Origin of the sequence: Agromyces subbeticus DSM 16689 (assembly GCF_000421565.1) — a bacterium.
Classification (GTDB): domain Bacteria; phylum Actinomycetota; class Actinomycetes; order Actinomycetales; family Microbacteriaceae; genus Agromyces; species Agromyces subbeticus.
In genome coordinates, this window is sequence record NZ_ATXG01000026.1 from 1 (window position 1) to 24,349 (window position 24,349).

Sequence of the window (24,349 nt, forward strand, 5' to 3'; positions counted from 1 at the left end):
TCGGCGGCCGACACCTCGGCACCGAAGACCGCCGCGTAAGAAGGCGCTGCATTCTTCGGCGGCCGACACCTCGGCACCGAAGACCGCCGCGTAAGCGAGCACTTCAGCACTACAGCACTTCGAACGGCCCGGCACCCACTGCGTGGATGCCGGGCCGTTCTGCGTAGCGGAGCGTTCCGACGACATTTCGCGCCGTGGCGGATGCCGCGCACGGGCCCTCCAGCCCGGAAAGCGTCGTCGGAATGGGCGAATAGGATGGGTGCATGCTCGAGAACCCCAGATCGCCGCGCGTCCGCGCCGTCGCGAAGCTCGCCAAGAAGGCGGCACGCGCCGAGAGCGGGCTGTTCCTGCTCGAGGGACCACAGGCCGTCGCCGAGGCGCTCACGTTCCGCCCGCAGCTGGTCGTCGAGCTGTTCGCGACACCGACCGCGCTCGAGCGATACGACGAGATCACCGCCGCCGCTGAGGCCGCCGGCATCGAGATCGAGTACGTCACCGAAGAAGTGCTCGATTCGATGGCCGACACTGTGACCCCCCAGGGCTTCGTTGCGGTCTGCCGCCAGTTCCCCACGGCCGTCAAAGACGTGTTCGCAGCGGGCCCCAAGCTCGTCGCCATCCTCGAAGAGGTGCGCGACCCCGGCAACGCGGGCACGATCGTGCGCGCAGCCGACGCCGCGGGCGCCGACGCCGTCATCTTCACCGGGCGCACGGTCGATCTGTACAACCCGAAGGTCGTGCGATCGTCGACCGGCTCGATCTTCCACCTGCCCGTCGCCATCGGCGCCGAGCTCGAAGACGTGCTCGTTCGGGCCAGGGCCGCGGGGCTCACGGTGCTGGCCGCCGACGTGAAGGGCGACGACCTGTTGGCCGCCCGCAACGACGGCGTGCTCGCACAACCCACCGCATGGGTGTTCGGCAACGAGGCGCGCGGCCTGCCCGACGAGCAGCTCGAGCTCGCCGATCGTGCCGTGACGGTGCCGATCTACGGTCACGCCGAATCGATGAACCTCGCCACCGCGGCATCCGTTTGCCTCTATGAGAGCGCCTTCGCGCAGCGCAGCGCGCATCACGGTTAGGTAACCACCGCGTCGCAGCTTGTCGCGCGGTCGCTGCTGGCCCTAGTTTTGGGGTTATGGAGCCAACCCAGCCCGCCCCGCCGACCTCGAACATCTCCGTGCGTCGCGGCGAACCACTCGTCGTCGTCGAGCACGTCGAGAAGCACTTCGGCGATCTGCACGTGCTGAACGACATCAACACCGTCGTCAACCGCGGCGAGGTCGTCGTCGTCATCGGGCCGAGCGGTTCGGGCAAGTCGACCCTGTGCCGCGCGATCAACCGTCTCGAGACCATCGACTCGGGCTCGATCATGATCGACGGCGAGAAGATGCCCGAAGAGGGCGCTGCGCTCGCTCGCCTCCGCGCCGATGTCGGCATGGTCTTCCAGTCGTTCAACCTGTTCGCGCACAAGACGGTGCTCGAGAACATCACGCTCGCACCCATCAAGGTGAAGCGGATGTCGCGCAAAGACGCCGAAGCGAAGGCCATGCAGCTGCTCGAGCGCGTCGGCGTGGCGAATCAGGCCAAGAAGCTGCCGGCCCAGCTCTCGGGTGGTCAGCAGCAGCGAGTCGCCATCGCGCGCTCGCTCGCGATGAACCCGAAGCTCATCCTGATGGACGAGCCCACGAGCGCGCTCGACCCCGAGATGATCAACGAAGTGCTCGACGTCATGATCGGCCTCGCCAAAGACGGCATGACGATGATCGTCGTCACACACGAGATGGGCTTCGCCCGCAAGGCCGCCGACCGCGTGCTCTTCATGGCCGACGGCAAGATCGTCGAAGAGGCGACGCCCGCCGAGTTCTTCGACAACCCGCAGTCCGAGCGGGCGCAGGACTTCCTCTCGAAGATCCTCGAACACTAGACCTGCGCTGCCACGAGCGGCGAGGAACCATCACACAGGAGAAGAGGCAGAGACATGAAACGCATGAGAATCGCACTCGTCGCAGCAGCTGCGGTGTCGGCGCTCGCGCTGGCCGGCTGCGCCGGCGGCGGCGGCGAAGCCACCGAGGAGCCGACGGCCGAGCCTGCACCCACGTTCGCGGCCGGCAGCACGATGGAGACGCTGGCCGAGGCCGGCACCATCACGGTGGGCACCAAGTTCGACCAGCCGCTGTTCGGCCTCAAGGGCCCGTCGGGTGCGCCGGAGGGCTTCGACGTCGAGATCGCGAAGATCATCGCGGGCGAACTCGGCATCGCCGAAGACAAGATCGAATGGGTCGAGACCGTCTCCGCGAACCGCGAGCCGTTCATCCAGAACGGTGATGTCGACATCGTCGTCGCGACGTACACGATCAACGACAAGCGCAAGGAGGTCGTCTCGTTCGCCGGGCCGTACTACCTCGCCGGTCAGTCGATCCTGACGCTCGCCGACAACGACGACATCAAGAGCGAAGAAGATCTCGTCGGCCAGCCCGTGTGCTCGGTCACCGGGTCCACCCCCGCGGCCAACCTGAAGGAACTCGGCGCCGAGGTGCTCGAAACCGACACCTACACCAACTGCCTCGAGCCGCTGCGCAGCGGCCAGGTCGTCGCGGTGTCGACCGACAACGTCATCCTCGCCGGCCTCGCCGCGCAGAACGAGGGCGAGTTCAAGGTCGTCGGCAAGCCCTTCACTGAAGAGCCCTACGGCATCGGCCTCGCGCTCGAAGACACCGAGTTCCGCGACTGGATCAACGATGTGCTCGAGGAGGCCTACGAAGACGGCCGCTACGAGGAGGCATGGGAGTCGACAGCCGGCGCCGTTCTCCCGTTCGTCGAGCCGCCCGCAGTCGACCGCTACTGATCGATCGTGGCCCGGGCACGCGGTGCCCGGGCCACACCGATCCACCTGAGATCCCGAACGGAGGCGTGTGGACGCCGTCATCGATAACCTGCCGACCTACCTCGAGGGGTTCGGCATGACGCTGCGACTGCTCGTCGTGAGCGGCCTCGCGGCACTCGTGCTCGGCACGATCATCGCCGCGATGCGGATCTCCCCGGTCGCCTCGCTGCGTGGCTTCGCCACGGTCTACACCGAGCTCGTGCGCAACACGCCGCTCACGCTCGTGCTGTTCTTCTGCGCGATCATCCTGCCGTACATCGGTTCCCGACTCGACTATGCGACGGCCGCGACGATCGGCCTCTCGGTCTACACCTCGCCGTTCATCGCAGAGGCGCTTCGATCCGGCATCAACGGCGTGCCGGTCGGTCAGGCGGAGGCTGCGCGGAGTCTCGGCTTCGGCTTCGGCCAGACCGTCGGCCTCATCGTCTTGCCGCAGGCGTTCCGCATGACGATCCCGCCGCTCATCAACGTCTTCATCGCCCTCACCAAGAACACCTCCGTCGCCGGCGGATTCTTCGTGTTCGAGCTCTTCGCCGCGACGCGTGAAATCGCCAATGCCAACGGCAACGCGGTGCTCGCGATCCTGCTGGCCGCAGCCACCCTCTATCTCGTGATCACGGTGCCGCTCGGCATTCTCGCGGGCCAACTCGAACGGAAGTGGGTGGTGCAGCGATGAGCGGCGCGAGCGTTCTCTTCGACGCCCCAGGCCCCAAGGCACGGCGGCTGTCGCTCATCCTGTCGATCGTCGCGGGCGTCGTCATCCTCGCCGGGCTGACGTGGATCGTCCTCATCCTCGCCGCTCCGCGCGACAGCGGCGGCATCACCCTGCCGGGGTACTTCGACCCGAGCCGGTGGGACATCTTCGCCGACCCCGAAGTGTGGTCGTTCATCATCTTCGAGGGTGTGGTCGGCACGCTGAAGGCGGCCCTCACCGCCGCGGTCTTCGCGATCGCCCTCGGCATCCTCTTCTCACTGCTGCGAAGTGCCGAGACCGCTTGGATCCGTGTGCCAACGGCGGTCGTGCTCGAGTTCCTCCGCGGCATGCCAGTGCTGCTCATGATGCTGTTCATCCTGCTCGTCATGAGCACCGGGGCGTTCTGGGCCGTCGTGGTGGCGCTCTCCCTCTACAACGGCGCGCTCATCGGCGAGGCGCTGCGCGCCGGGCTGGTGGCGCTGCCGCGCGGTCAGCGCGAGGCCGGCCTGAGTCTCGGTATGCGTCCGCTGCAGTCGAAGATGCTCGTGGAGTTTCCGCAGGCATTCCGGCAGATGCTGCCGATCATCGTGGCGCAGCTCGTGGTGCTGCTGAAAGACACCTCGCTCGGTTACATCGTCGGCTACGTCGAACTGCTGCGCGTCAACATGAACAACCTCGCGAGCTTCTACGGCAATCGCTACCTGTTCTCCCTGTTCGTCGTCACGCTCGTGCTCTACCTGATCATGAACCTGTCGTTGTCATCGTTCGCGCGGTGGCTGTCGAAGCGCACGGCGTCGAAGTCGTCGGGCGCACGCCTCGACCCAGACGACCCCAACCAGGCGATGCTCGTTGCGCAGGCCTCGGCCGCAGCTCGACAGTCCGAAGATCAGCGCGGCACTCCATAGTTGTCAGCTCGTCGAACGACGATGCGGTGGCCCGGCACGACTAGACTCGTTCTTCGTGTCCGAGCCCCGTGAAATCACCGAGAACGCCGTCCAGACGGCGGTCGACGCAGCCCTCGCGGCCATCGCGTCGGCCGGCGACTCAGCCGCGCTGAAGCAGGTCCGCACCGAGCACACGGGCGAGAAGTCCGCCCTCGCGCTCCTGAACGCCGAGCTGCGCAACGTGCCGAACGACCAGAAGGCCGCCCTCGGCAAGCTCGTCGGCGGCGCCCGCGGCCGCGTGAACCAGGCGTTCGCTGCGCGCGAGGCTGAGATCGTCCAGGCCGAGGCAGCAGCGCAGCTCGAGGCCGAGGCTGTGGATGTCACAGCGCTCGCCTCGCGGTACCGCGCGGGTGCGCGGCATCCGCTCACCCTGCTGCAAGACCGCGTGTGCGACGTCTTCACGGGCATGGGCTGGGAGGTCGCCGAGGGCCCGGAAGTCGAGAGCGAGTGGTTCAACTTCGACGCCCTGAACTTCGATGCCGACCACCCGGCGCGCGCCATGCAGGACACGTTCTTCGTCGACCCGCCCGAGGCGCACCTCGTGCTGCGCACGCACACGAGCCCGGTGCAGATCCGCTCGATGCTCGAGCGCGAACTGCCCCTCTACGTGCTCGCCCCGGGCCGCGTGTACCGCACCGACGAGTTCGATGCCACGCACTTGCCCGTGTTCATGCAGTTCGAGGGAGTCGCGGTCGACAAGGGCCTCACGATGGCGCACCTCAAGGGCACCCTCGATCACTTCGTGAAGTCGATCTTCGGCGACGAGGCGAAGATCCGCCTGCGCCCGAGCTACTTCCCCTTCACCGAGCCGTCTGCCGAGCTCGATTTCTGGCACCCGACGTTCAAAGACGGGCCGCGCTGGATCGAGTGGGGCGGCTGCGGCATGATGCACCCCAACGTGCTGAAGGCCGCCGGCATCGATCCCGAGATCTACACGGGGTTCGCCTTCGGCATGGGCATCGAGCGCGGGCTGATGCTCCGCAACGACGTGCAGGACATGCGCGAAATGGTCGAGGGAGACATCCGCTTCTCCCAGCAGTTCGGAATGGTGGTCTGACATGAGGGTGCCGCTCAGCTGGCTCGCCGAGTACGTCGAACTCGTGCCCGGTACGACGCCCGAAGAGGTGCATGCCGCCCTCGTCAAGGTCGGTCTCGAAGAAGAAGACGTGCACACCTTCGACCTGCAGGGTCCGATCGTCGTGGGCGAGGTGCTCGAGTTCGTCGAGGAACCGCAGACGAACGGCAAGACGATCCGCTGGTGCCAGGTTCGGGTCGCGCCCGACGACGAGACGGCAGCCGACGGTGGCCCCGCCGTGCACGGCATCGTCTGCGGTGCCCGCAACTTCTTCGTCGGTGACAAGGTCGTGGTGACCCTGCCGGGTTCCGTGCTGCCCGGCCCGTTCCCGATCGCCGCGCGCACGACCTACGGACATGTCTCCGACGGCATGATCGCCTCGGCGCGAGAGCTCGGGCTCGGCGAAGAGCACGACGGCATCCTCCGGCTCTCGACGCTGGGCCTCGATGCCCCGGTCGGCAGTGACGCGATCGCCCTTCTCGGCCTCGACGACGCCGCGATCGAGATCAACGTCACCCCCGATCGCGGCTACGCGTTCTCGATCCGTGGTGTCGCTCGCGAGTACGCTCACGCGACCGGGGCCCGTTTCCGCGACCCGGTCGAGCAGGCTGCGCCAGCGGAGGTCGCCGACGATGCGTTCTCCGTCGTGATCGACGACGCAGCCCCGATCCGCGGCAAGGTGGGATCCTCGGTCTTCGCCACGCGCATCGTGCGCGGCGTCGACCCCTCCCACCCGACTCCGGCGTGGATGATCGCCCGGCTGAAGCTCGCCGGCATCCGCTCGATCTCGGTGCTCGTCGACATCACGAACTACGTCATGCTCGAGCTCGGCCAGCCGATCCACGGCTACGACCTCGACCAGCTCCGCGGCGGCATCGTGGTGCGACGCGCCGCGGAGGGCGAGAAGTTCACCACCCTCGACGGCAAGGAGCGCACGCTCCACGTCGAAGACCTCGTCGTCACCGACGACCGCGGGCCGATCGGCCTCGGCGGCGTCATGGGCGGTGCCGAGACCGAGATGGGCGACGAGACCCGCAACGTGCTCGTCGAAGCCGCCAACTGGGACCCGGTGTCGATCGCCCGCACCGCTCGCCGTCACAAGCTGCCGAGCGAGGCGGCCAAGCGCTACGAGCGGGGAGTCGACCCCGAGATCGCGGCGGCCGCGGTGTCGCGCGTCGCCCAGCTCATGGTCGATCTCGCCGGTGGAACGGTCGACGAGGGCGGTTCACTCATCCAGACGACGCCGGCACGGCAGGCGATCGTGCTGCCGCACGGCTTCGTGAGCACGATCATCGGCGTCGAGTACACCGACGACGAGGTGCACGATGCGCTCGCCGAGATCGGCGGGGCGATCACGCCCGTCGACGGCGGGTTCTCGGTCGTGCCCCCGGCATGGCGTCCCGACCTCACGGGTCGCGAAGAGCTCGCTGAAGAGGTCGCCCGGCTGATCGGCTACGACCGCATTCCGTCGGTGCTCCCCGTCGCCCCTCCCGGGCGCGGGCTCACTCGCTCGCAGCGGCTGCGTCGCCGCACGGCAGACACTCTCGCCGCCGCCGGCGCGACCGAGGTGCTGTCGTTCCCGTTCGTGGCGGCTGACGACAACGCCGTGTTCGGCAGCGCAGACGGCTCACCCGTGGCATCCGTGCGCATCGCGAACGCGCTCGACCAGACCGCGCCGTTCCTGCGTCGCTCGCTCATGTCGGGACTGATCGGTGCCGCACGGCGCAACCTCTCTCGCGGACTCACCGATCTCGCACTCTTCGAGATCGGCACGGTGTTCCTGCCCGAGCCCGGCCGGAGCTACGGCTCGCCCTCGCTGCCCGTCGGCGACGAGAAACCGAGCGACGAGGTGCTCGCGGCGCTCGACGCCGGCATTCCGCCGCAGCCCCGTCACCTCGGCGCGCTCATCGTGGGCGACGCGGTGTCGAAGCAACCCGGCCAGGCCGCCGTGCCTGCCGGCATCGCCGACGCACTCGATGTGGTGCGCCAGGTCGAGCTCGCGACCGGTGCTCGCATCGACGTCGTGCACGGTTCGCACAGGGCGCTGCATCCCGGCCGCACGGCCGAGCTGCGCGTGGCCGGCACCGCCGTCGGCTTCGCCGGGGAGCTGTTGCCGAGCCTCGCCGCCGATGCCGACCTGCCGCGTGTCGTCGCGCTCGTCGAACTCGATCTCGATGCGGTGATCGCGCTCACCGAGCCGATCGTCGAGGCGGGCACGATCGGCACGCTGCCCGCGGCGACGCAAGACCTCTCGCTCATCGTGCCGGTCGAGGTGGCCGCAGCCGAGGTCGCCGATGCCGTGCGCGAGGGCGCGGGCGCGTTGCTCGAGCAGATCACGATCGTCGACGACTACCGCGGGCAGGGAGTGCCGTCGGGCGCGAAGAGCCTGACGTTCGCGCTGCGGTTCCGTGCGGCCGACCGCACGCTGACGGCGTCCGAGGCGAGCGAGGCGAAGCTCGCCGGGGCGGCGCTCGCACACGAGCGTTTCGGGGCATCCGTTCGCGAATGATCGACCGAGCGCGCGGCCGGGCATGACACATGCTGGCCGCGCGTTTGCGCCGTGCGGCACGCGCCCGATAGGGTCGCACCATGTCCGCCGCTCGGTTCGCAGCCCCCGCACGCGTCACGCGTGTCGTCGTGGTGCGCAGCCGACGTCGTGGCGAGCGCCGACTCTAGGCGACCCAGCATGCGGCGATGAGGCCGTCGGCAGGTGTCGCCGGAGCCATCCCTCGACCACTTCGACCTTTCAGGTCGTGTGCGTCGCCGGGAGCCAACCTCGACCACTTCGACCTTTAAGGTGGAACCATGACGTTCACCGTCGCCGTTTCCGGCGCGTCCGGCTATGCGGGGGGCGAGATCCTTCGCCTGCTCGCCGATCATCCACACTTCGACGTGCGCACGGTCACCGCGCACTCCAACGCCGGTCAGCCGCTCGTCGCGGTGCAGCCGCACCTGCGCAGTTACACGCACCTCACGCTGAAAGACACGACGGCCGAGAATCTCGCCGGGCACGACATCGTGTTCCTGGCGCTTCCGCACGGGGCATCCGGTGCGATCGCCGCTCAGCTCGCACCCGACACTCTCGTCATCGACTGCGGAGCCGACCACCGCCTCGAGAGCAAGGCCGACTGGGCTGCCTTCTACGGCGGCGACTTCCACGGTGCGTGGACGTACGGCGTTCCCGAGCTTCCGCGGCTGTCGGGCACCCAGCGTGACCGGCTCGCGAAGACCAAGCGCATCGCCGCACCGGGCTGCAACGCCTCGACGGTCGCCCTCTCGCTCGCTCCCGGCATCCGGGCTGGGGTCATCGAGGCCGCCGACCTCGTCTCGGTGCTCGCGGTGGGGCCCTCCGGCGCGGGCAAGAGCCTGAAGGCGCACCTGCTGGGCTCCGAGCTGCTCGGCTCGGCCAACCCGTACTCCGTCGGGGGAGTGCACCGGCACATCCCCGAGATCCAGCAGGCGCTGCGCTGGGCGGGCGGTGCGCACCCGACGATCTCGTTCACTCCCGTCATCGTGCCGATGTCGCGAGGGATCCTTGCGACCTCGACGGCGAGAATCGTGCCGGGCACGGATGCCGCGACGGTTCGCGCCGCTTGGGAAGACGCCTACGCCGGCGAACGCTTCGTGCAGTTGCTGCCAGACGGTCAATTCCCTCGCACCGCCGATGTGCTCGGCGCCAACACGGCCTTGCTCGGACTGCAGATCGACGAGAATGCGGGCCGCGTCGTCGTGATCGCCGCGGTCGACAACCTCGTCAAGGGCACCGCGGGTGCCGCCATCCAGTCCGCGAACATCGCCCTCGGCCTCACCGAGTCGACCGGGCTGCCCGTGAACGGAGTCGCACCGTGACCGTCACCCATCCGCTCGGCTTCGAGGCGGCCGGAGTCGCTGCAGGCATCAAGCGCACCGGCGCACTCGACCTCGCGCTGATCGTGAACCGCGGGCCGGCCCAGCAGGCCGCGGTCGTGTTCACCGCCAACCGTGCGCAGGCGAACCCGATCATCTGGTCGAGGCAGGTCGCTGCCGACGGCATCGTCTCGGCGATCGTGCTGAACTCGGGTGGCGCCAACTGCTTCACGGGCCCTGAGGGCTTCCAGGTCACGCACCGCACGGCCGAGACCGCCGCCTCGGGGCTCGGCGTCGCCGCCGGCGATGTGCTGGTCTGCTCGACGGGACTCATCGGCGACCAGCTCGACGGCGAGATCCTCGAAGAGGGCGTGCTGTCGGCGATCGCGCGCCTCTCGCCCGACGGCGGCGACGATGCCGCCCGCGCGATCATGACGACCGACACGAAGCCGAAGCAGACCGTGGTCGCGGGCGACGGCTGGTCGATCGGCGGCATCGCGAAGGGTGCCGGCATGCTGGCACCCGGTCTCGCGACGATGCTGGTGGTGGTGACGACGGATGCCGCGCTGCCGGCCGCCGACCTCGACACCGCCCTTCGCGCCGCGACCAGGGTGACCTTCGACCGGCTCGACTCCGACGGCTGCATGTCGACGAACGACCAGGTCTCCCTGCTCGCGTCGGGCGCTTCGGGTGCGACGCCCGATCTGGCCGACTTCACCGCGGCACTGACCGAGGCCTGCCGCGACCTGGCGCTGCAGTTGCAGGCCGACGCCGAGGGCGCGAGCCACGACATCGCGATCGAGGTCGTCGGCGCGGTGACCGAAGACGACGCGGTCGAGGTCGGCCGTTCGGTCGCGCGCAACAATCTCTTCAAGGCCGCCATCTTCGGCAACGACCCGAATTGGGGCCGGGTGCTCGCCGCGATCGGCACGACCTCGGCACCGTTCGACCCCTACCTCGTCGACGTCTCGATGAACGGGGTGCGCGTCTGCCACGCCGGTCGGCCCGATGCCCCTCGCGATCAGGTCGATCTCACCCCGCGTGCGACCCACGTGCTCATCGAGCTGCACGCCGGCGCGGCATCCGCCACCATCTTCACGAACGATCTCACGCACGACTACGTGCATGAGAACAGCGCCTACGCGAGTTGAGCATGAGCGACGACACAGAACCCGACACCAACGACGCCGCCGCGAAAGCGCAGGTGCTGATCGATTCGCTGCCCTGGCTGAAGCGATTCCACGGTGAGACGATCGTGGTGAAGTTCGGCGGCAACGCCATGGTCAGCCCCGAGCTGCAGCGCGCGTTCGCCGAAGACATGGTCTACCTGCGCTACGCGGGCATCAAGCCCGTCGTGGTGCACGGCGGCGGTCCGCAGATCTCGGCGATGCTCGAGCGGCTCGGCATCCCGAGCGAGTTCCGCGGCGGCTACCGGGTGACCACTCCCGAGACGATGGATGTCGTGCGCATGGTGCTCTCGGGCCAGGTGAACCGAGAGCTCGTCTCGCTCATCAACGAGCACGGCCCGCTCGCGTCGGGGCTCTCGGGCGAAGACGCCGGCCTCTTCACGGGGCGGCGCCGCGGCGCCGTCGTCGACGGTGAAGAGGTCGACCTCGGGCTCGTCGGCGACGTCGTGGCCGTCGACCCCGCGGCGGTGCTGGCCGAGCTCGCCGCCGAACGCATCCCGGTGGTCTCCTCGATCGCCCCCGACGGCGATGTCACCGGGCAGTCGCTCAACGTCAACGCCGATTCCGCCGCGGCCTCGCTCGCGGTTGCGCTCGGTGCCGCGAAGCTCGTGATCCTGACCGATGTCGCGGGTCTCTACCGTGACTGGCCGAATCGGGATTCGCTCGTCTCGGTCATCGATGTGCCGGCCCTCGTCGAACTGCTGCCGAGTCTCGAATCGGGCATGATCCCGAAGATGTCGGCCTGTCTCGAGGCCGTCGAGGGCGGCGTCGCGAAGGCGGCGATCATCGACGGCCGGGTGCCGCATTCGATCCTGCTCGAGGTCTTCACTCAGTCGGGCATCGGCACCGAGGTGGTGGCGGCATGAGCGACTGGCAGCAGCGCTTCGACCAGCGGGTCATGCGATCGATCGGCATGCCGCTCGCGAAGCTCGAGCACGGATCGGGTGCCTGGGTGACGGATGCCGCGGGCACGACCTACCTCGACTTCCTCGCCGGCATCGCGGTGAACTCGCTCGGATACGCGCATCCGGTCTTCGTCGAGGCCATCACCGCTCAAGCGTCGAAGCTCGCGCACGTGTCGAACTACTTCACGACCGAGCCGGCACTCGAACTTGCTGAACGCATCGTGCGACTCGCGGGCGCCGAGCCCGATGGGCGCGCGTGGTTCGGCAACTCGGGCGCAGAGGCCAACGAAGCGGCGTTCAAGCTCGCCCGGCTGAACAACTCGGGCGGGGCGCGCACGCGCATCCTCGCCCTCGTCGATGCCTTCCACGGACGAACGATGGGTTCGCTCGCGCTCACGGGCAAGCCGCACATGCGGGCGCCGTTCGAGCCGATGGCCGGCGGAGTGGAGCACATTCCGGCGACCATCGAGGCGCTCGAGGCATCCGTCGACGACGCCGTCGCCGCTGTCTTCGTCGAACCGATCCAGGGCGAGGCCGGCGTCGTCGAGTTGCCCGAGGGCTTCCTGCGGGCGGCCCGCGAGTTGACGCACCGGCACGGCGCGCTGCTGATCGTCGACGAGATCCAGACCGGCGCCGGGCGCACCGGCGAGTGGTTCGGCTTCCAGCACGCAGGCATCACGCCCGACGCGATCACCGTCGCCAAGGGCATCGGCGGCGGCATGCCGATCGGCGGGCTCGTCACCTTCGGGCATGCGTCGGAGCTCTTCCGAAAGGGGCAGCACGGCTCGACCTTCGGCGGCAACCCGCTCGCGACCGCGGTCGCGAACGCGGTGCTCGGCGAGATCGAGCGTGCAGGCCTCGTCGCCAACGCCGCCGCCAGGGGGCCGCAGCTACGGGCGCGCATCGAGGCCATCGGGTCGCCGCTCGTACGCGGCACGCGCGGCCGCGGCCTGCTCATCGGCGTCGCGCTGACCGAACCCGACGCCGGTGCGGTCGTCGCACACGCCATGCGCGAAGGGCTCATCGTGAACGCCGCCAACGACCACACCATCCGCATCGCTCCGCCGCTCATCATCGGCGACGCCGAGATCGACGAGTTCGAGGCGCGATTCGCGCGCGCGCTCGCCGGTGCTCACCACGACTCGACCTGAACCACGAAACGGACGAACCACATGACCCGCCATTTCCTCCGGGACGACGACCTCACCCAGGCCGAGCAGTCCGAGATCCTCGATCTCGCCCTGCAGCTGAAGGCCGACCGCTGGTCGCAGACTCCGCTCGCCGGCCCGCAGACCGTCGCCGTGATCTTCGACAAGTCCTCGACCCGCACGCGCGTCTCGTTCGCGGTCGGCATCGCCGACCTCGGTGGCTCGCCGCTCATCATCTCGACGGCCAGCAGCCAGCTCGGCGGCAAGGAGACTCCCTCCGACACGGCGCGCGTGCTCGAACGCATGGTCTCCGCGATCGTCTGGCGCACCTACGCCCAGGCCGGGCTCGAAGAGATGGCCGCCGGCACGAGTGTTCCGGTCGTCAACGCGCTCTCCGACGACTTCCATCCCTGCCAGCTGCTCGCCGACCTGCTCACGATCCGCGAGCACAAGGGCCGGCTCGCGGGCCTCACCGTCACCTTCCTCGGCGACGGCCGCAGCAACATGGCGCAGTCGTACCTGCTCGCCTGCGCCACGGCGGGTATGCACATCCGCGTCGCCGCTCCGGCGGAGTTCGCGCCCGAGGCATCCGTCGTCGCCGACGCCGAGCGCGTCGCTGCCGGCACGGGCGGTTCGGTCGCGGTGCTGACCGACGCACGCGAATCGGTGACGGACGCCGATGTCGTGGTCACCGACACCTGGGTGTCGATGGGCAAAGAGGAGGAGAAGGCGCATCGCGTCGCGACGTTCGGCGCCTATCAAGTCGACGCCGAACTCATGTCGCTCGCGGCGCCCGATGCCGCGTTCATGCACTGCCTGCCCGCGGACCGGGGCTACGAGGTGACCGCCGAGGTCATCGACGGCCCGCAATCGATCATCTGGGACGAGGCCGAGAACCGGTTGCATGCGCAGAAGGCGCTGCTGGTCTGGCTGCTCGCGAGGAAGGACGCCTGATGGGCGACATCAACGACGCATCGAACACGGCCGACGCCCATGGCACCAACGAGGGCTCGCTCTGGGGAGCGCGGTTCGCGACCGGCCCGTCACCCGAGCTGCAGCGTCTGTCGAAGTCGACGCACTTCGATTGGCAGCTCGCCGGCTACGATCTCGCGGGCTCTCGAGCCCACGCGCGCGCACTGGCTGCCGCGGGCTATCTCGCTGCCGATGAGCTCGAGACGATGCTCGCCGGTCTCGACACGCTCGAGGCGCGCGTCGACTCGGGTGAGATCGTCGCCGCCGAGACCGACGAAGACGTGCATGGGGCGCTCGAAACGGCGCTCATCGCGATCGTCGGTCCCGAGCTCGGCGGCAAGCTGCGGGCCGGCCGCAGCCGCAACGACCAGATCGCGACGCTCGTCAGGCTCTACCTGAAAGACCACGCCGCGACGATCGGTCGTGACGTCGTGCACCTGATCGACGCGCTCGCCGCGCAGGCCGACGCGCATCGCACGGCGATCATGCCCGGACGCACCCACCTGCAGCACGCGCAGCCGGTGCTGCTCGCGCATCACCTGCTCGCGCACGCCTGGGCGCTCTCCCGAGACCTCGAGCGGCTCGTCGACTGGACGAAGCGGGTCGACGTCTCGCCCTACGGCGGGGGAGCGCTCGCCGGGTCGACGTTGGGTCTCGACGCGGCATCCGTCGCCCGTGACCTCGGCCTCGCGAGCCCGGCCGAGAACTCGATCGACGCCACATCGAGCCGCGATGTCGTCGCCGAGTTCGCCTTCGTGACGTCGATGATCGGCATCGACCTCTCGCGGTTCGCCGAAGAGATCATCCTCTGGAACACGCGCGAGTTCGGCTTCGTCACCCTCGACGACGGCTACTCGACGGGGTCGTCGATCATGCCGCAGAAGAAGAACCCCGACATCGCCGAGCTCGCGCGCGGCAAGGCCGGTCGGCTCATCGGCAACCTGACCGGCTTGCTCGCCACGCTCAAGGCACTGCCGCTCGCGTACAACCGCGACCTGCAGGAGGACAAGGAGCCGGTCTTCGACTCGGTCGAGACGCTCGAGGTGCTGCTGCCGGCGTTCACCGGCATGGTCGCCACGCTCACCTTTCACACCGAGCGCATGGCAGAGCTCGCGCCGGCCGGCTTCTCCCTGGCGACGGATGTCGCGGAGTGGCTCGTCAAGCGACGGGTGCCGTTCCGCGACGCGCACGAGATCACCGGAGCGCTCGTGCGCTACGCCGAAGAGCACTCGCTCGATCTCGACGCGGTCGATGACGACGCGCTCGCGGCGATCTCGCCGCTGCTCACGCCCGACGTGCGCGAGGTGCTCACGGTCGAGGGGTCGGTCGCGAGCCGCGACGGCATCGGCGGCACCGCACCGGTTCGCGTCGCCGAGCAGTTCGCCCACCTGGCCGAGCGGGTGCGCCACCTCGTCGCCGCGTTGCCGAAGGCACGGAGCTGAGCGAACTCGTCATTCCCGACCGGGAGTTCTTCGAACAGGACCCGGTCGTGCTCGCACCGCTCCTGCTGGGAGCGGTGCTGAGCTACGACGCGCCCGACGGCCGGGTCGCGATTCGGCTGTCGGAGCTCGAGGCGTACCGGGGTGTCGGCGAAGACCCCGGTTCGCATGCGTTCGGGGGCCGGACGCCGCGCAACGAGGTGATGTTCGGAGCCCCGGCGCACCTGTACGCGTACTTCAGCTATGGGATGCACGTCTGCCTGAATATCGTCGCCCGGCCGACCGGTTCTTCATCGGGAGTGCTCATGCGCGGCGGCACGATCGTCGAGGGCATCGAGCTCGCCCGCCATCGGCGACCGAACGTCAACGACCGCGATCTGGCGCGTGGGCCCGGCAGACTGGCGAAAGCGTTGGGCGTGCCGCTCGTCGCCGACGGCAGCGATCTGCTCGCCGCCCCGTTCGCCCTTCGAGTGCCGCGGATGCCCCTGCATCACGCGAGCGGACCGCGTACCGGCGTCGGGGGAGCAGGCGGCGGGGCGCAGTATCCCTGGCGGTTCTGGATCCCCGGTGACGAGGGCGTCTCGCCGTATCGCCGGCACAAGCTCGCCGCGGAATGACGGCGGTGCTGCCGCGGCGGCGCGGCGACATGTCGGCCGCGCCGTTCCCGGGGCCTTGCGGCTCAGCGCACCGCGAGATGCACGACGAGCGCGGCAGCGCAAGCCCAGATGAGGCTCGCGAAGGTGCCGATGATGAACCGCTCACGTGCCTCTGGTGCCTCGAGTTCGGTGAACCGCCCGACGCCCTTGACCGCGACGACGATCGCGAGGGCTTCGGGGAATCCGGCGATGATGGCCCCGGCCGAGGCGATGCGTTCGAGCACGCCGATCGTGAGACCGCCGCGCAGGACCTCGCGACGTGTGCTGGACTGCACGCCTCGGTGCTCCTCATCGGCCGATCGCTTCTCGGCGACGATGATGCCGCCGTGGAGGCCGGGTGCGACCGTGCCTCCCATCGCGAGGTCGAGGGCGGTGGCGGCCGCCGGGCTACCGCCGAAGACGGCGATGACGAGACCGAGCACGGTGACGAGGGGGGCGAGGCCGAACTGCGCCGGTTCGCTCGCGGTCGCGGCCGCGAGGAGTGCCGCGGCGAGGGCGCCGGCTGCGAACCAGATGTAGGCGCGACGAGGTCGAAGGTAGGCGAGCACCGAGAGAGCGGCGGCACCGAGCAGCGCGACCACGAGGGCCGACCAGGTGATGGCTTCGGCGATGACGAAGAAGTTCATGCACGGGCTCCCGTCGAGCGGTCGAGGTTCTCGAGCAGCCTAGCGAGCGCGGGCACCGCGTCGAGCTCCGCACGGATGTTCGCCGACTTCATTCGCGAGCTGATGGCCGGAGCGCTGACGCCGAGCTCGTCGGCGATCTCCGACTGCATCGCACCTGCGACGATTCGGTCGTAGACCTCCCAGCCTTGATCGGAGCGGCGCTCGCGCAGGAGCAGGGCGAGCTTGAAGAGCGCTTCGACGTGCGCGGCATCGTCATGTGCTGCTTCGATCGCGAGCCGGGGCGAGTTCTTCTTGGCGCGCTCGACCGCGTCGCGTGCCGCGAAGAACGCCTCGCCGCTCGCCTCCCGGATGTCGGCGGGCAGGGGATCCCGCACGTCGCCGCATCCGATGCCGACGCTCCAGGCGCCGTCGCGGGTGAGTTCGAAGACGACCTCGACGACCGTTCTGGCGTCGCGGGTGAGCAGCTGGATCTCGTCGCCGGCGTTGCGAGCGACCGGCAGCAGGAGATGCTCGCCGTGCGCTCGCTGGATTCGATCGCGTTCGGAACCGGCGATATCGGCGTTCGTGCGACTGGCGACCTGGTCGGCGGTGACGACGATCATGTCCACTCCTTCAGCTTGCAGACTTCATTCAGCTATGAATAAGCATATACCATTAATCGAGAGGTGGTTAGAGATGGAACCTAATCCGCTCGCTGATACCCTGACTGGGTGTCAGACCCGGTGATCCTCAGTACCCAGCAGAACGACGCCTCCTTCTCAGACGTCTGGGAAGAACTCGTGTGGCGCGGCCTCGTGCATGTGTCGACCGACCAGGCGGCGTTGAAAGAGATGCTCGCGGGCGGGGCGATCACCTACTACTGCGGATTCGACCCCACGGCTCCGAGTCTGCACCTCGGCAACCTCGTGCAACTGCTCGTGATGCGGCGGCTCCAACTGGCCGGCCACAAGCCGCTCGGCCTCGTCGGCGGATCGACCGGCCTGATCGGCGACCCGAGGCCCACGGCCGAACGAACGCTCAACACGAAGGAGACCGTCGCGGAGTGGGTCGGGTACCTGCAGGGGCAGATCTCCCGGTTCCTCTCTGCCGAGGGCGAGAACGGCGTTCGGCTCGTCAACAACCTCGACTGGACCAGCGGTCTCTCGGCGATCGACTTTCTGCGCGACGTCGGCAAGCACTACCGCGTCGGCACGATGCTCAAGAAAGACGCGGTCGCGTCCCGGCTGAATTCCGACGCCGGCATCAGCTACACCGAGTTCAGCTACCAGATCCTGCAGGGGTTCGACTTCCTCGAGCTCTACCGACAGTACGGCTGCGTGCTGCAGACCGGCGGCAGCGACCAGTGGGGAAACCTTACGAGCGGAACGGATCTCATCCACCGCGTCGAGGGCGCGAGTGCGCATGCCATCGGCACCCCCCTCGTCACCAACTCCGACGGCACGAAGTTCGGCAAGAGCGAAGGCAATGCGATCTGGCTGGATGCCGCGATGTGCAGCCCGTACGCGTTCTACCAGTTCTGGCTCAACACCGACGATGCCGATGTCATCGAGCGTCTGAAGATCTTCACCTTCCTGAGCCGTGAGCGCATCGAGGAGCTTGCTCAGCTCGTCGAAGTCGAGCCGTACAAGCGCGAAGCACAGCGAGTGCTCGCCACCGAGGTCACCACCCTGGTGCACGGCGCGGATGCCACGGCCGCGGTCATCGCGGCGTCGCGCGCGTTGTTCGGGCAGGGCGACCTCGCGTCGCTCGATCCCGAGACGCTCGAGGCGGCGCTTCGCGAACTGCCCAACACGACTGCGGCGCCGGATGCCTCGATCGTGCAGCTGCTCGTCGACACCCGACTGGTCTCGAGCCAGAGCGAGGGCCGACGCGCCATCGCGCAGGGTGGCGTCTCGCTCGACAACGTGCGCATCGACGATGAATCCGCGACGCTCGCCGGGCGCGTCGCGTCCGGCGGCATGGCGGTGCTTCGCCGCGGCAAGAAGACGCTCGCCGGCATCTTCGTGGAGTAGTCGAAAGACCATCGCTCAGGGCTCCGGCGCACACCTCGGTGTGTGCCGGAGCCCTTGTGTTTTCTGGGCGGACAACGCGACACGCCCGGGATGCAGCCGGAACTTGCACGACCCCCAGAATCCCCGTAATGTAATCACTCGTTGCCCCACAGGAGCGAAAGAGCGGAACTGCTAGTAAGCATCCAGCTCATCGGCCTCAAGTGGCACGAAGATCCCAAACCATGAAGACGATGTCTTCACTGCGTTTGAAGCGTTCGGTTCCGTCCTGTGAAGGATGCCCGAGTGAGAACGAAGAGCTCCGGCAGTTCGAATCGATCAGGTTCGAGCACCGGGTGCGTCCGTTTCTTGAGAACTCAACAGCGTGCACTATGTTCAATGCCAATTTTATTGAACCCCAGCTTGCTCCTTTGGAGTGGGTATGGATTCCTTTGATTGATGGACAATTTGATTCTAAGTAGTCAGTTGTTTCTCTGTCAGTGATTGAAACTCTCAATGCCTCTTTTGGGGGGTGTTGGAACCAGTTTTTTTGGAGAGTTTGATCCTGGCTCAGGACGAACGCTGGCGGCGTGCTTAACACATGCAAGTCGAACGATGAAGCCCAGCTTGCTGGGTGGATTAGTGGCGAACGGGTGAGTAACACGTGAGTAACCTGCCCTGGACTCTGGGATAACCCCGAGAAATCGGAGCTAATACCGGATAGGACCTGGAACCGCATGGTTTTGGGTGGAAAGTTTTTCGGTCTGGGATGGACTCGCGGCCTATCAGCTTGTTGGTGAGGTAATGGCTCACCAAGGCGTCGACGGGTAGCCGGCCTGAGAGGGTGACCGGCCACACTGGGACTGAGACACGGCCCAGACTCCTACGGGAGGCAGCAGTGGGGAATATTGCACAATGGGCGCAAGCCTGATGCAGCAACGCCGCGTGAGGGATGACGGCCTTCGGGTTGTAAACCTCTTTTAGTAAGGAAGAAGGGGAGCTTGCTCCTTGACGGTACTTGCAGAAAAAGGACCGGCTAACTACGTGCCAGCAGCCGCGGTAATACGTAGGGTCCGAGCGTTGTCCGGAATTATTGGGCGTAAAGAGCTCGTAGGCGGTTTGTCACGTCTGCTGTGAAATCCCGAGGCTCAACCTCGGGTCTGCAGTGGGTACGGGCAGACTAGAGTGCGGTAGGGGAGAATGGAATTCCTGGTGTAGCGGTGGAATGCGCAGATATCAGGAGGAACACCGATGGCGAAGGCAGTTCTCTGGGCCGTAACTGACGCTGAGGAGCGAAAGCGTGGGGAGCGAACAGGATTAGATACCCTGGTAGTCCACGCCGTAAACGTTGGGCGCTAGATGTGGGGACCTTTCCACGGTTTCCGTGTCGTAGCTAACGCATTAAGCGCCCCGCCTGGGGAGTACGGCCGCAAGGCTAAAACTCAAAGGAATTGACGGGGGCCCGCACAAGCGGCGGAGCATGCGGATTAATTCGATGCAACGCGAAGAACCTTACCAAGGCTTGACATAACCGAGAACGCCGCAGAAATGTGGAACTCTTTGGACACTCGGTTACAGGTGGTGCATGGTTGTCGTCAGCTCGTGTCGTGAGATGTTGGGTTAAGTCCCGCAACGAGCGCAACCCTCGTCGTATGTTGCCAGCACGTAATGGTGGGAACTCATATGAGACTGCCGGGGTCAACTCGGAGGAAGGTGGGGATGACGTCAAATCATCATGCCCCTTATGTCTTGGGCTTCACGCATGCTACAATGGCCGGTACAAAGGGCTGCGATGTCGTAAGGCGGAGCGAATCCCAAAAAGCCGGTCTCAGTTCGGATTGAGGTCTGCAACTCGACCTCATGAAGTCGGAGTCGCTAGTAATCGCAGATCAGCAACGCTGCGGTGAATACGTTCCCGGGCCTTGTACACACCGCCCGTCAAGTCATGAAAGTCGGTAACACCCGAAGCCAGTGGCCTAACCGCAAGGAGGGAGCTGTCGAAGGTGGGATCGGTGATTAGGACTAAGTCGTAACAAGGTAGCCGTACCGGAAGGTGCGGCTGGATCACCTCCTTTCTAAGGAGCAACTCGGATGTCTTCGGATGTTCGCAGTGCAGACCAGATCGGGTCCTTTGTGGCTCGCTGGTTGCTCATGGGTGGAACATTGACATAGGTGCTGGTTGATTTCGACTGGATTTAGTACGTTGCTCACTTGTGGGTGATTGGAAGGGTTTGGTCGGGGGAGGCTGGCACGTGCACGCTGTTGGGTCCTGAGGGACCGGACAACTCTGCGCCTTTCGGGGTGTGGGGGTGATGGTTTCTTCAGGCCTTCACTGTTGCCGATGGTTTTGATTCGGTTGTGGTGGGGGTTCTGGCCGTCTGTTGAGAACTACATAGTGGACGCGAGCATCTTAGAAATAGCCTTTCGAGGCTGTTTCACAAAAGGTGAATCGCCAAAGGGCATCCTTCGGGGTGTTGTTTGGTGTGTTCACTGGTCAATTTCGCAGCATCGCCTTTGGGTGGTGTTGCACGATTCGATCTCATGTGATTTCAAGTTTTTAAGAGCAAACGGTGGATGCCTTGGCATCTGGAGCCGAAGAAGGACGTCGTAATCTGCGATAAGCCTCGGGGAGCTGATAAACGAGCTGTGATCCGAGGATTTCCGAATGGGGAAACCCCGCCAGGCCCTTTGGGTGACCTGGTGACTCCCGCCTGAATATATAGGGCGGGTAGAGGGAACGTGGGGAAGTGAAACATCTCAGTACCCACAGGAAGAGAAAACAACAGTGATTCCGTCAGTAGTGGCGAGCGAACGCGGAAGAGGCTAAACCGAGCCATGTGTGATACCCGGCAGGGGTTGCATGGTCGGGGTTGTGGGACCTTTCGGACTGTACTGCCGTGCAGTCACGGTGACGCGTCAGGTATAGACGAACCGGATTGAAAGCCGGACCGGAGTGGGTGTGAGTCCCGTAGTCGAAATGCCTGGCGGCCCGGAGAGGTATCCCAAGTAGCGCGGGGCCCGAGAAATCCCGCGTGAATCTGTCAGGACCACCTGATAAGCCTAAATACTCCCAGATGACCGATAGCGGACAAGTACCGTGAGGGAAAGGTGAAAAGTACCCCGGGAGGGGAGTGAAATAGTACCTGAAACCGTTTGCTTACAAACCGTTGGAGCCTCCTTGTAGGGGTGACAGCGTGCCTTTTGAAGAATGAGCCTGCGAGTTAGTGATTTGTGGCGAGGTTAACCCGTGAGGGGCAGCCGTAGCGAAAGCGAGTCTGAATAGGGCGATTCAGTCGCAGGTCCTAGACCCGAAGCGAAGTGATCTATCCATGGCCAGGTTGAAGCGACGGTAAGACGTCGTGGAGGACCGAACCCACTTCAGTTGAAAATGGAGGGGATGAGCTGTGGATAGGGGTGAAAGGCCAATCAAACTTCGTGATAGCTGGTTCTCTCCGAAATGCATTTAGGTGCAGCGTTGCGTGTTTCTTGCCGGAGGTAGAGCTACTGGATGGCCGATGGGCCCTAAAAGGTTACTGACGTCAGCCAAACTCCGAATGCCGGTAAGTGAGAGCGCAGCAGTGAGACGGTGGGGGATAAGCTTCATCGTCGAGAGGGAAACAACCCAGACCACCAACTAAGGTCCCTAAGCGCGTGCTAAGTGGGAAAGGATGTGGAGTTGCACAGACAACCAGGAGGTTGGCTTAGAAGCAGCCACCCTTGAAAGAGTGCGTAATAGCTCACTGGTCAAGTGATTCCGCGCCGACAATGTAACGGGGCTCAAGCACGCCACCGAAGTTGTGGCATTGACATTAATGGTAGGCCTTCGTGGTCCAGCCGTGTTGATGGGTAGGAGAGCGTCGTGTGGCCAGCGAAGCGGCGGTGTGAACCAGCCGTGGAGGCCACACGAGTGAGAATGCAGGCATGAGTAGCGAAAGACGGGTGAGAAACCCGTCCTCCGGAAGACCAAGGGTTCCAGGGTCAAGCTAATCTGCCCTGGGTAAGTCGGGACCTAAGGCGAGGCCGACAGGCGTAGTCGATGGACAACGGGTTGATATTCCCGTACCGGCGAAGAACCGCCCACATGAAATCAGGAGTGCTAAGCATCCCAAGCCGTGTGGATCCCTTCGGGGACGATCGCGGGGCGGCATGCGACCCCATCTGGTGGAGTGAGCGTATTAACAGGTGTGACGCAGGAAGGTAGCCGATCCCGGGCGATGGTAGTCCCGGGGCAAGTGCGTAGGCCGAGCGATAGGCAAATCCGTCGCTCATCAAGGCTGAGACACGATGCGGATAAAAAGTTGGTGATCCTATGCTGCCGAGAAAAGCATCGACGCGAGGTTCTAGCCGCCCGTACCCCAAACCGACTCAGGTGGTCAGGTAGAGAATACCAAGGAGATCGAGAGAATCGTGGTTAAGGAACTCGGCAAAATGCCCCCGTAACTTCGGGAGAAGGGGGGCCTAAGGCGTGAACTCACTAGCTGAGGGAAGCGCTGCAGGGCCGCAGAGACCAGTGGGAAGCGACTGTTTACTAAAAACACAGGTCCGTGCTAAGTCGCAAGACGATGTATACGGACTGACGCCTGCCCGGTGCTGGAAGGTTAAGAGGACCGGTTAGCCGCAAGGCGAAGCTGAGAATTTAAGCCCCAGTAAACGGCGGTGGTAACTATAACCATCCTAAGGTAGCGAAATTCCTTGTCGGGTAAGTTCCGACCTGCACGAATGGCGTAACGACTTCCCAGCTGTCTCAACCGCGAACTCGGCGAAATTGCATTACGAGTAAAGATGCTCGTTACGCGCAGCAGGACGGAAAGACCCCGTGACCTTTACTACAGCTTGGTATTGGTGTTCGGTGTGGCTTGTGTAGGATAGGTGGGAGACTTTGAAGCTGGCACGCTAGTGTCGGTGGAGTCAATGTTGAAATACCACTCTGGTCACTCTGGATATCTAACTTCGAACCGTGATCCGGTTCAGGGACAGTGCCTGGTGGGTAGTTTAACTGGGGCGGTTGCCTCCCAAAAAGTAACGGAGGCGCCCAAAGGTTCCCTCAACCTGGTTGGCAATCAGGTGGCGAGTGTAAGTGCACAAGGGAGCTTGACTGTGAGACTGACAGGTCGAGCAGGGACGAAAGTCGGGACTAGTGATCCGGCAGTGGCTTGTGGAAGCGCTGTCGCTCAACGGATAAAAGGTACCTCGGGGATAACAGGCTGATCTTGCCCAAGAGTCCATATCGACGGCATGGTTTGGCACCTCGATGTCGGCTCGTCGCATCCTGGGGCTGGAGTAGGTCCCAAGGGTTGGGCTGTTCGCCCATTAAAGCGGTACGCGAGCTGGGTTTAGAACGTCGTGAGACAGTTCGGTCCCTATCCGCTGCGCGCGTAGGAAATTTGAGAGGATCTGACCCTAGTACGAGAGGACCGGGTTGGACGAACCTCTGGTGTGCCAGTTGTTCCGCCAGGAGCACCGCTGGTTAGCTACGTTCGGGATGGATAACCGCTGAAAGCATCTAAGCGGGAAGCCGGCCTCGAGATGAGATTTCCATACCCTTCGGGGTGAGAGGCTCCCAGCCAGACGACTGGGTTGATAGGCCGGATGTGGAAGAGAGGACTAAAGACTCTCGGAGCTGACCGGTACTAATAAGCCGATAACTTGACAATCACTACACTCACACGTTTGAACACATTTCATGTAAAGGCCGTGTGTGTGGCCAAGATTGCTCGCGTCCACTCTGTGGTTCCCTTCAGACGGAAACCCAACACAATTCAACACAGTTGTACCCGCACCACCGAACCCACGGGTTCTGGTTGATGCGGTCACCGAGACCACACACCCACCCCAACCGCATGGTTGGCGGGCTGTGGTGTGGCAAGAGTTTCGGCGGCCATAGCGCGAGGGAAACGCCCGGACACATTCCGAACCCGGAAGCTAAGACTCGCAGCGCCGATGGTACTGCAGGGGTGACCCTGTGGGAGAGTAGGACACCGCCGGACA

17 protein-coding genes and 3 rRNA genes are annotated in these 24,349 nt (G+C 65.5%); 18 read left to right on the forward strand and 2 right to left on the reverse strand.

Features of this window, described 5'->3' with window-relative positions; genetic code table 11:
* The first annotated feature begins 263 nt into the window (after nt 1-263).
* From H521_RS0119990 to H521_RS0120055, 14 genes are all read left to right on the forward strand, one after another.
* The gene (locus H521_RS0119990; protein WP_022894779.1) at nt 264-1,076 is read left to right on the forward strand and encodes a TrmH family RNA methyltransferase; all 813 of its coding nucleotides are present in this window, start codon (nt 264-266) and stop codon (nt 1,074-1,076) included.
* A 56-nt stretch (nt 1,077-1,132) separates the two neighbouring features.
* Complete coding sequence (locus tag H521_RS0119995; RefSeq protein ID WP_022894780.1) at nt 1,133-1,921, forward strand: amino acid ABC transporter ATP-binding protein; 789 nt, start codon at nt 1,133-1,135, stop codon at nt 1,919-1,921.
* A gap of 54 nt (nt 1,922-1,975) precedes the next feature.
* On the forward strand, nt 1,976-2,842 hold the full coding sequence (locus tag H521_RS0120000) for a glutamate ABC transporter substrate-binding protein (protein WP_022894781.1): 867 nt from the start codon (nt 1,976-1,978) through the stop codon (nt 2,840-2,842).
* Between the two features lie 67 nt (nt 2,843-2,909).
* Nucleotides 2,910-3,557 carry an amino acid ABC transporter permease gene (locus H521_RS0120005; RefSeq protein ID WP_022894782.1) on the forward strand — a complete coding sequence of 216 codons (648 nt, stop codon included), beginning with the start codon at nt 2,910-2,912 and terminating at the stop codon, nt 3,555-3,557.
* Nucleotides 3,554-4,480 carry an amino acid ABC transporter permease gene (locus tag H521_RS24615; RefSeq protein WP_022894783.1) on the forward strand — a complete coding sequence of 309 codons (927 nt, stop codon included), beginning with the start codon at nt 3,554-3,556 and terminating at the stop codon, nt 4,478-4,480. Before H521_RS0120005 ends, H521_RS24615 begins: the two co-directional genes overlap by 4 nt.
* A 55-nt stretch (nt 4,481-4,535) precedes the next feature.
* Nucleotides 4,536-5,576: a phenylalanine--tRNA ligase subunit alpha gene (gene pheS / locus H521_RS0120015; protein ID WP_022894784.1), complete on the forward strand. Its 1,041-nt coding sequence runs from the start codon at nt 4,536-4,538 to the stop codon at nt 5,574-5,576.
* Between the two features lies 1 nt (nt 5,577).
* Nucleotides 5,578-8,103, forward strand: a complete 2,526-nt coding sequence (pheT, locus tag H521_RS0120020; RefSeq protein WP_022894785.1) for a phenylalanine--tRNA ligase subunit beta — start codon at nt 5,578-5,580, stop codon at nt 8,101-8,103.
* A 296-nt stretch (nt 8,104-8,399) separates the two neighbouring features.
* Nucleotides 8,400-9,443 carry an N-acetyl-gamma-glutamyl-phosphate reductase gene (gene argC, locus H521_RS0120025; protein ID WP_022894786.1) on the forward strand — a complete coding sequence of 348 codons (1,044 nt, stop codon included), beginning with the start codon at nt 8,400-8,402 and terminating at the stop codon, nt 9,441-9,443.
* Nucleotides 9,440-10,591, forward strand: coding sequence for a bifunctional glutamate N-acetyltransferase/amino-acid acetyltransferase ArgJ (argJ, locus tag H521_RS0120030; protein WP_022894787.1), 1,152 nt, complete (start codon nt 9,440-9,442; stop codon nt 10,589-10,591). The genes argC and argJ overlap by 4 nt, the downstream gene beginning before the upstream one ends.
* 2 nt (nt 10,592-10,593) lie before the next feature.
* Nucleotides 10,594-11,493, forward strand: a complete 900-nt coding sequence (gene argB, locus H521_RS0120035; RefSeq protein ID WP_022894788.1) for an acetylglutamate kinase — start codon at nt 10,594-10,596, stop codon at nt 11,491-11,493.
* Complete coding sequence (locus H521_RS0120040) at nt 11,490-12,683, forward strand: acetylornithine transaminase (RefSeq protein WP_022894789.1); 1,194 nt, start codon at nt 11,490-11,492, stop codon at nt 12,681-12,683. The genes argB and H521_RS0120040 overlap by 4 nt, the downstream gene beginning before the upstream one ends.
* Before the next feature lie 21 nt (nt 12,684-12,704).
* A complete protein-coding gene (argF, locus tag H521_RS0120045; RefSeq protein WP_022894790.1) occupies nt 12,705-13,634 on the forward strand; it encodes an ornithine carbamoyltransferase in 930 nt (309 codons plus the stop codon).
* Nucleotides 13,634-15,094, forward strand: coding sequence for an argininosuccinate lyase (gene argH, locus H521_RS0120050; protein WP_022894791.1), 1,461 nt, complete (start codon nt 13,634-13,636; stop codon nt 15,092-15,094). Before argF ends, argH begins: the two co-directional genes overlap by 1 nt.
* An 11-nt stretch (nt 15,095-15,105) precedes the next feature.
* Nucleotides 15,106-15,708 (forward strand): DNA-3-methyladenine glycosylase, encoded by a 603-nt coding sequence (locus H521_RS0120055; RefSeq protein WP_026482525.1) that lies wholly within the window; start codon nt 15,106-15,108, stop codon nt 15,706-15,708.
* Between the two features lie 62 nt (nt 15,709-15,770).
* Here H521_RS0120055 and H521_RS0120060 read toward each other — a convergent pair whose 3' ends face one another.
* Together H521_RS0120060 and H521_RS0120065 are read right to left on the reverse strand one after the other, a co-directional pair.
* A complete protein-coding gene (locus H521_RS0120060) occupies nt 15,771-16,373 on the reverse strand; it encodes a hypothetical protein (RefSeq protein ID WP_022894793.1) in 603 nt (200 codons plus the stop codon).
* Nucleotides 16,370-16,975: a hypothetical protein gene (locus H521_RS0120065; RefSeq protein ID WP_022894794.1), complete on the reverse strand. Its 606-nt coding sequence runs from the start codon at nt 16,973-16,975 to the stop codon at nt 16,370-16,372. Before H521_RS0120065 ends, H521_RS0120060 begins: the two co-directional genes overlap by 4 nt.
* A 108-nt stretch (nt 16,976-17,083) precedes the next feature.
* Between H521_RS0120065 and tyrS the strand changes: the two genes are divergently transcribed.
* The 4 genes from tyrS to rrf all read left to right on the forward strand — a co-directional run bounded on the left by tyrS (nt 17,084) and on the right by rrf (nt 24,348).
* The gene (gene tyrS, locus H521_RS0120070; protein WP_022894795.1) at nt 17,084-18,385 is read left to right on the forward strand and encodes a tyrosine--tRNA ligase; all 1,302 of its coding nucleotides are present in this window, start codon (nt 17,084-17,086) and stop codon (nt 18,383-18,385) included.
* A gap of 523 nt (nt 18,386-18,908) precedes the next feature.
* Nucleotides 18,909-20,436: ribosomal RNA gene (locus tag H521_RS24620) — 16S ribosomal RNA — on the forward strand.
* 472 nt (nt 20,437-20,908) lie between these two features.
* Nucleotides 20,909-24,015 (forward strand): 23S ribosomal RNA (locus H521_RS0120080).
* Between the two features lie 216 nt (nt 24,016-24,231).
* A 5S ribosomal RNA gene (rrf, locus tag H521_RS0120085) occupies nt 24,232-24,348 on the forward strand.
* Together the 16S, 23S and 5S rRNA genes form the textbook arrangement of a ribosomal RNA operon.
* Nucleotide 24,349: the final 1 nt, after the last annotated feature.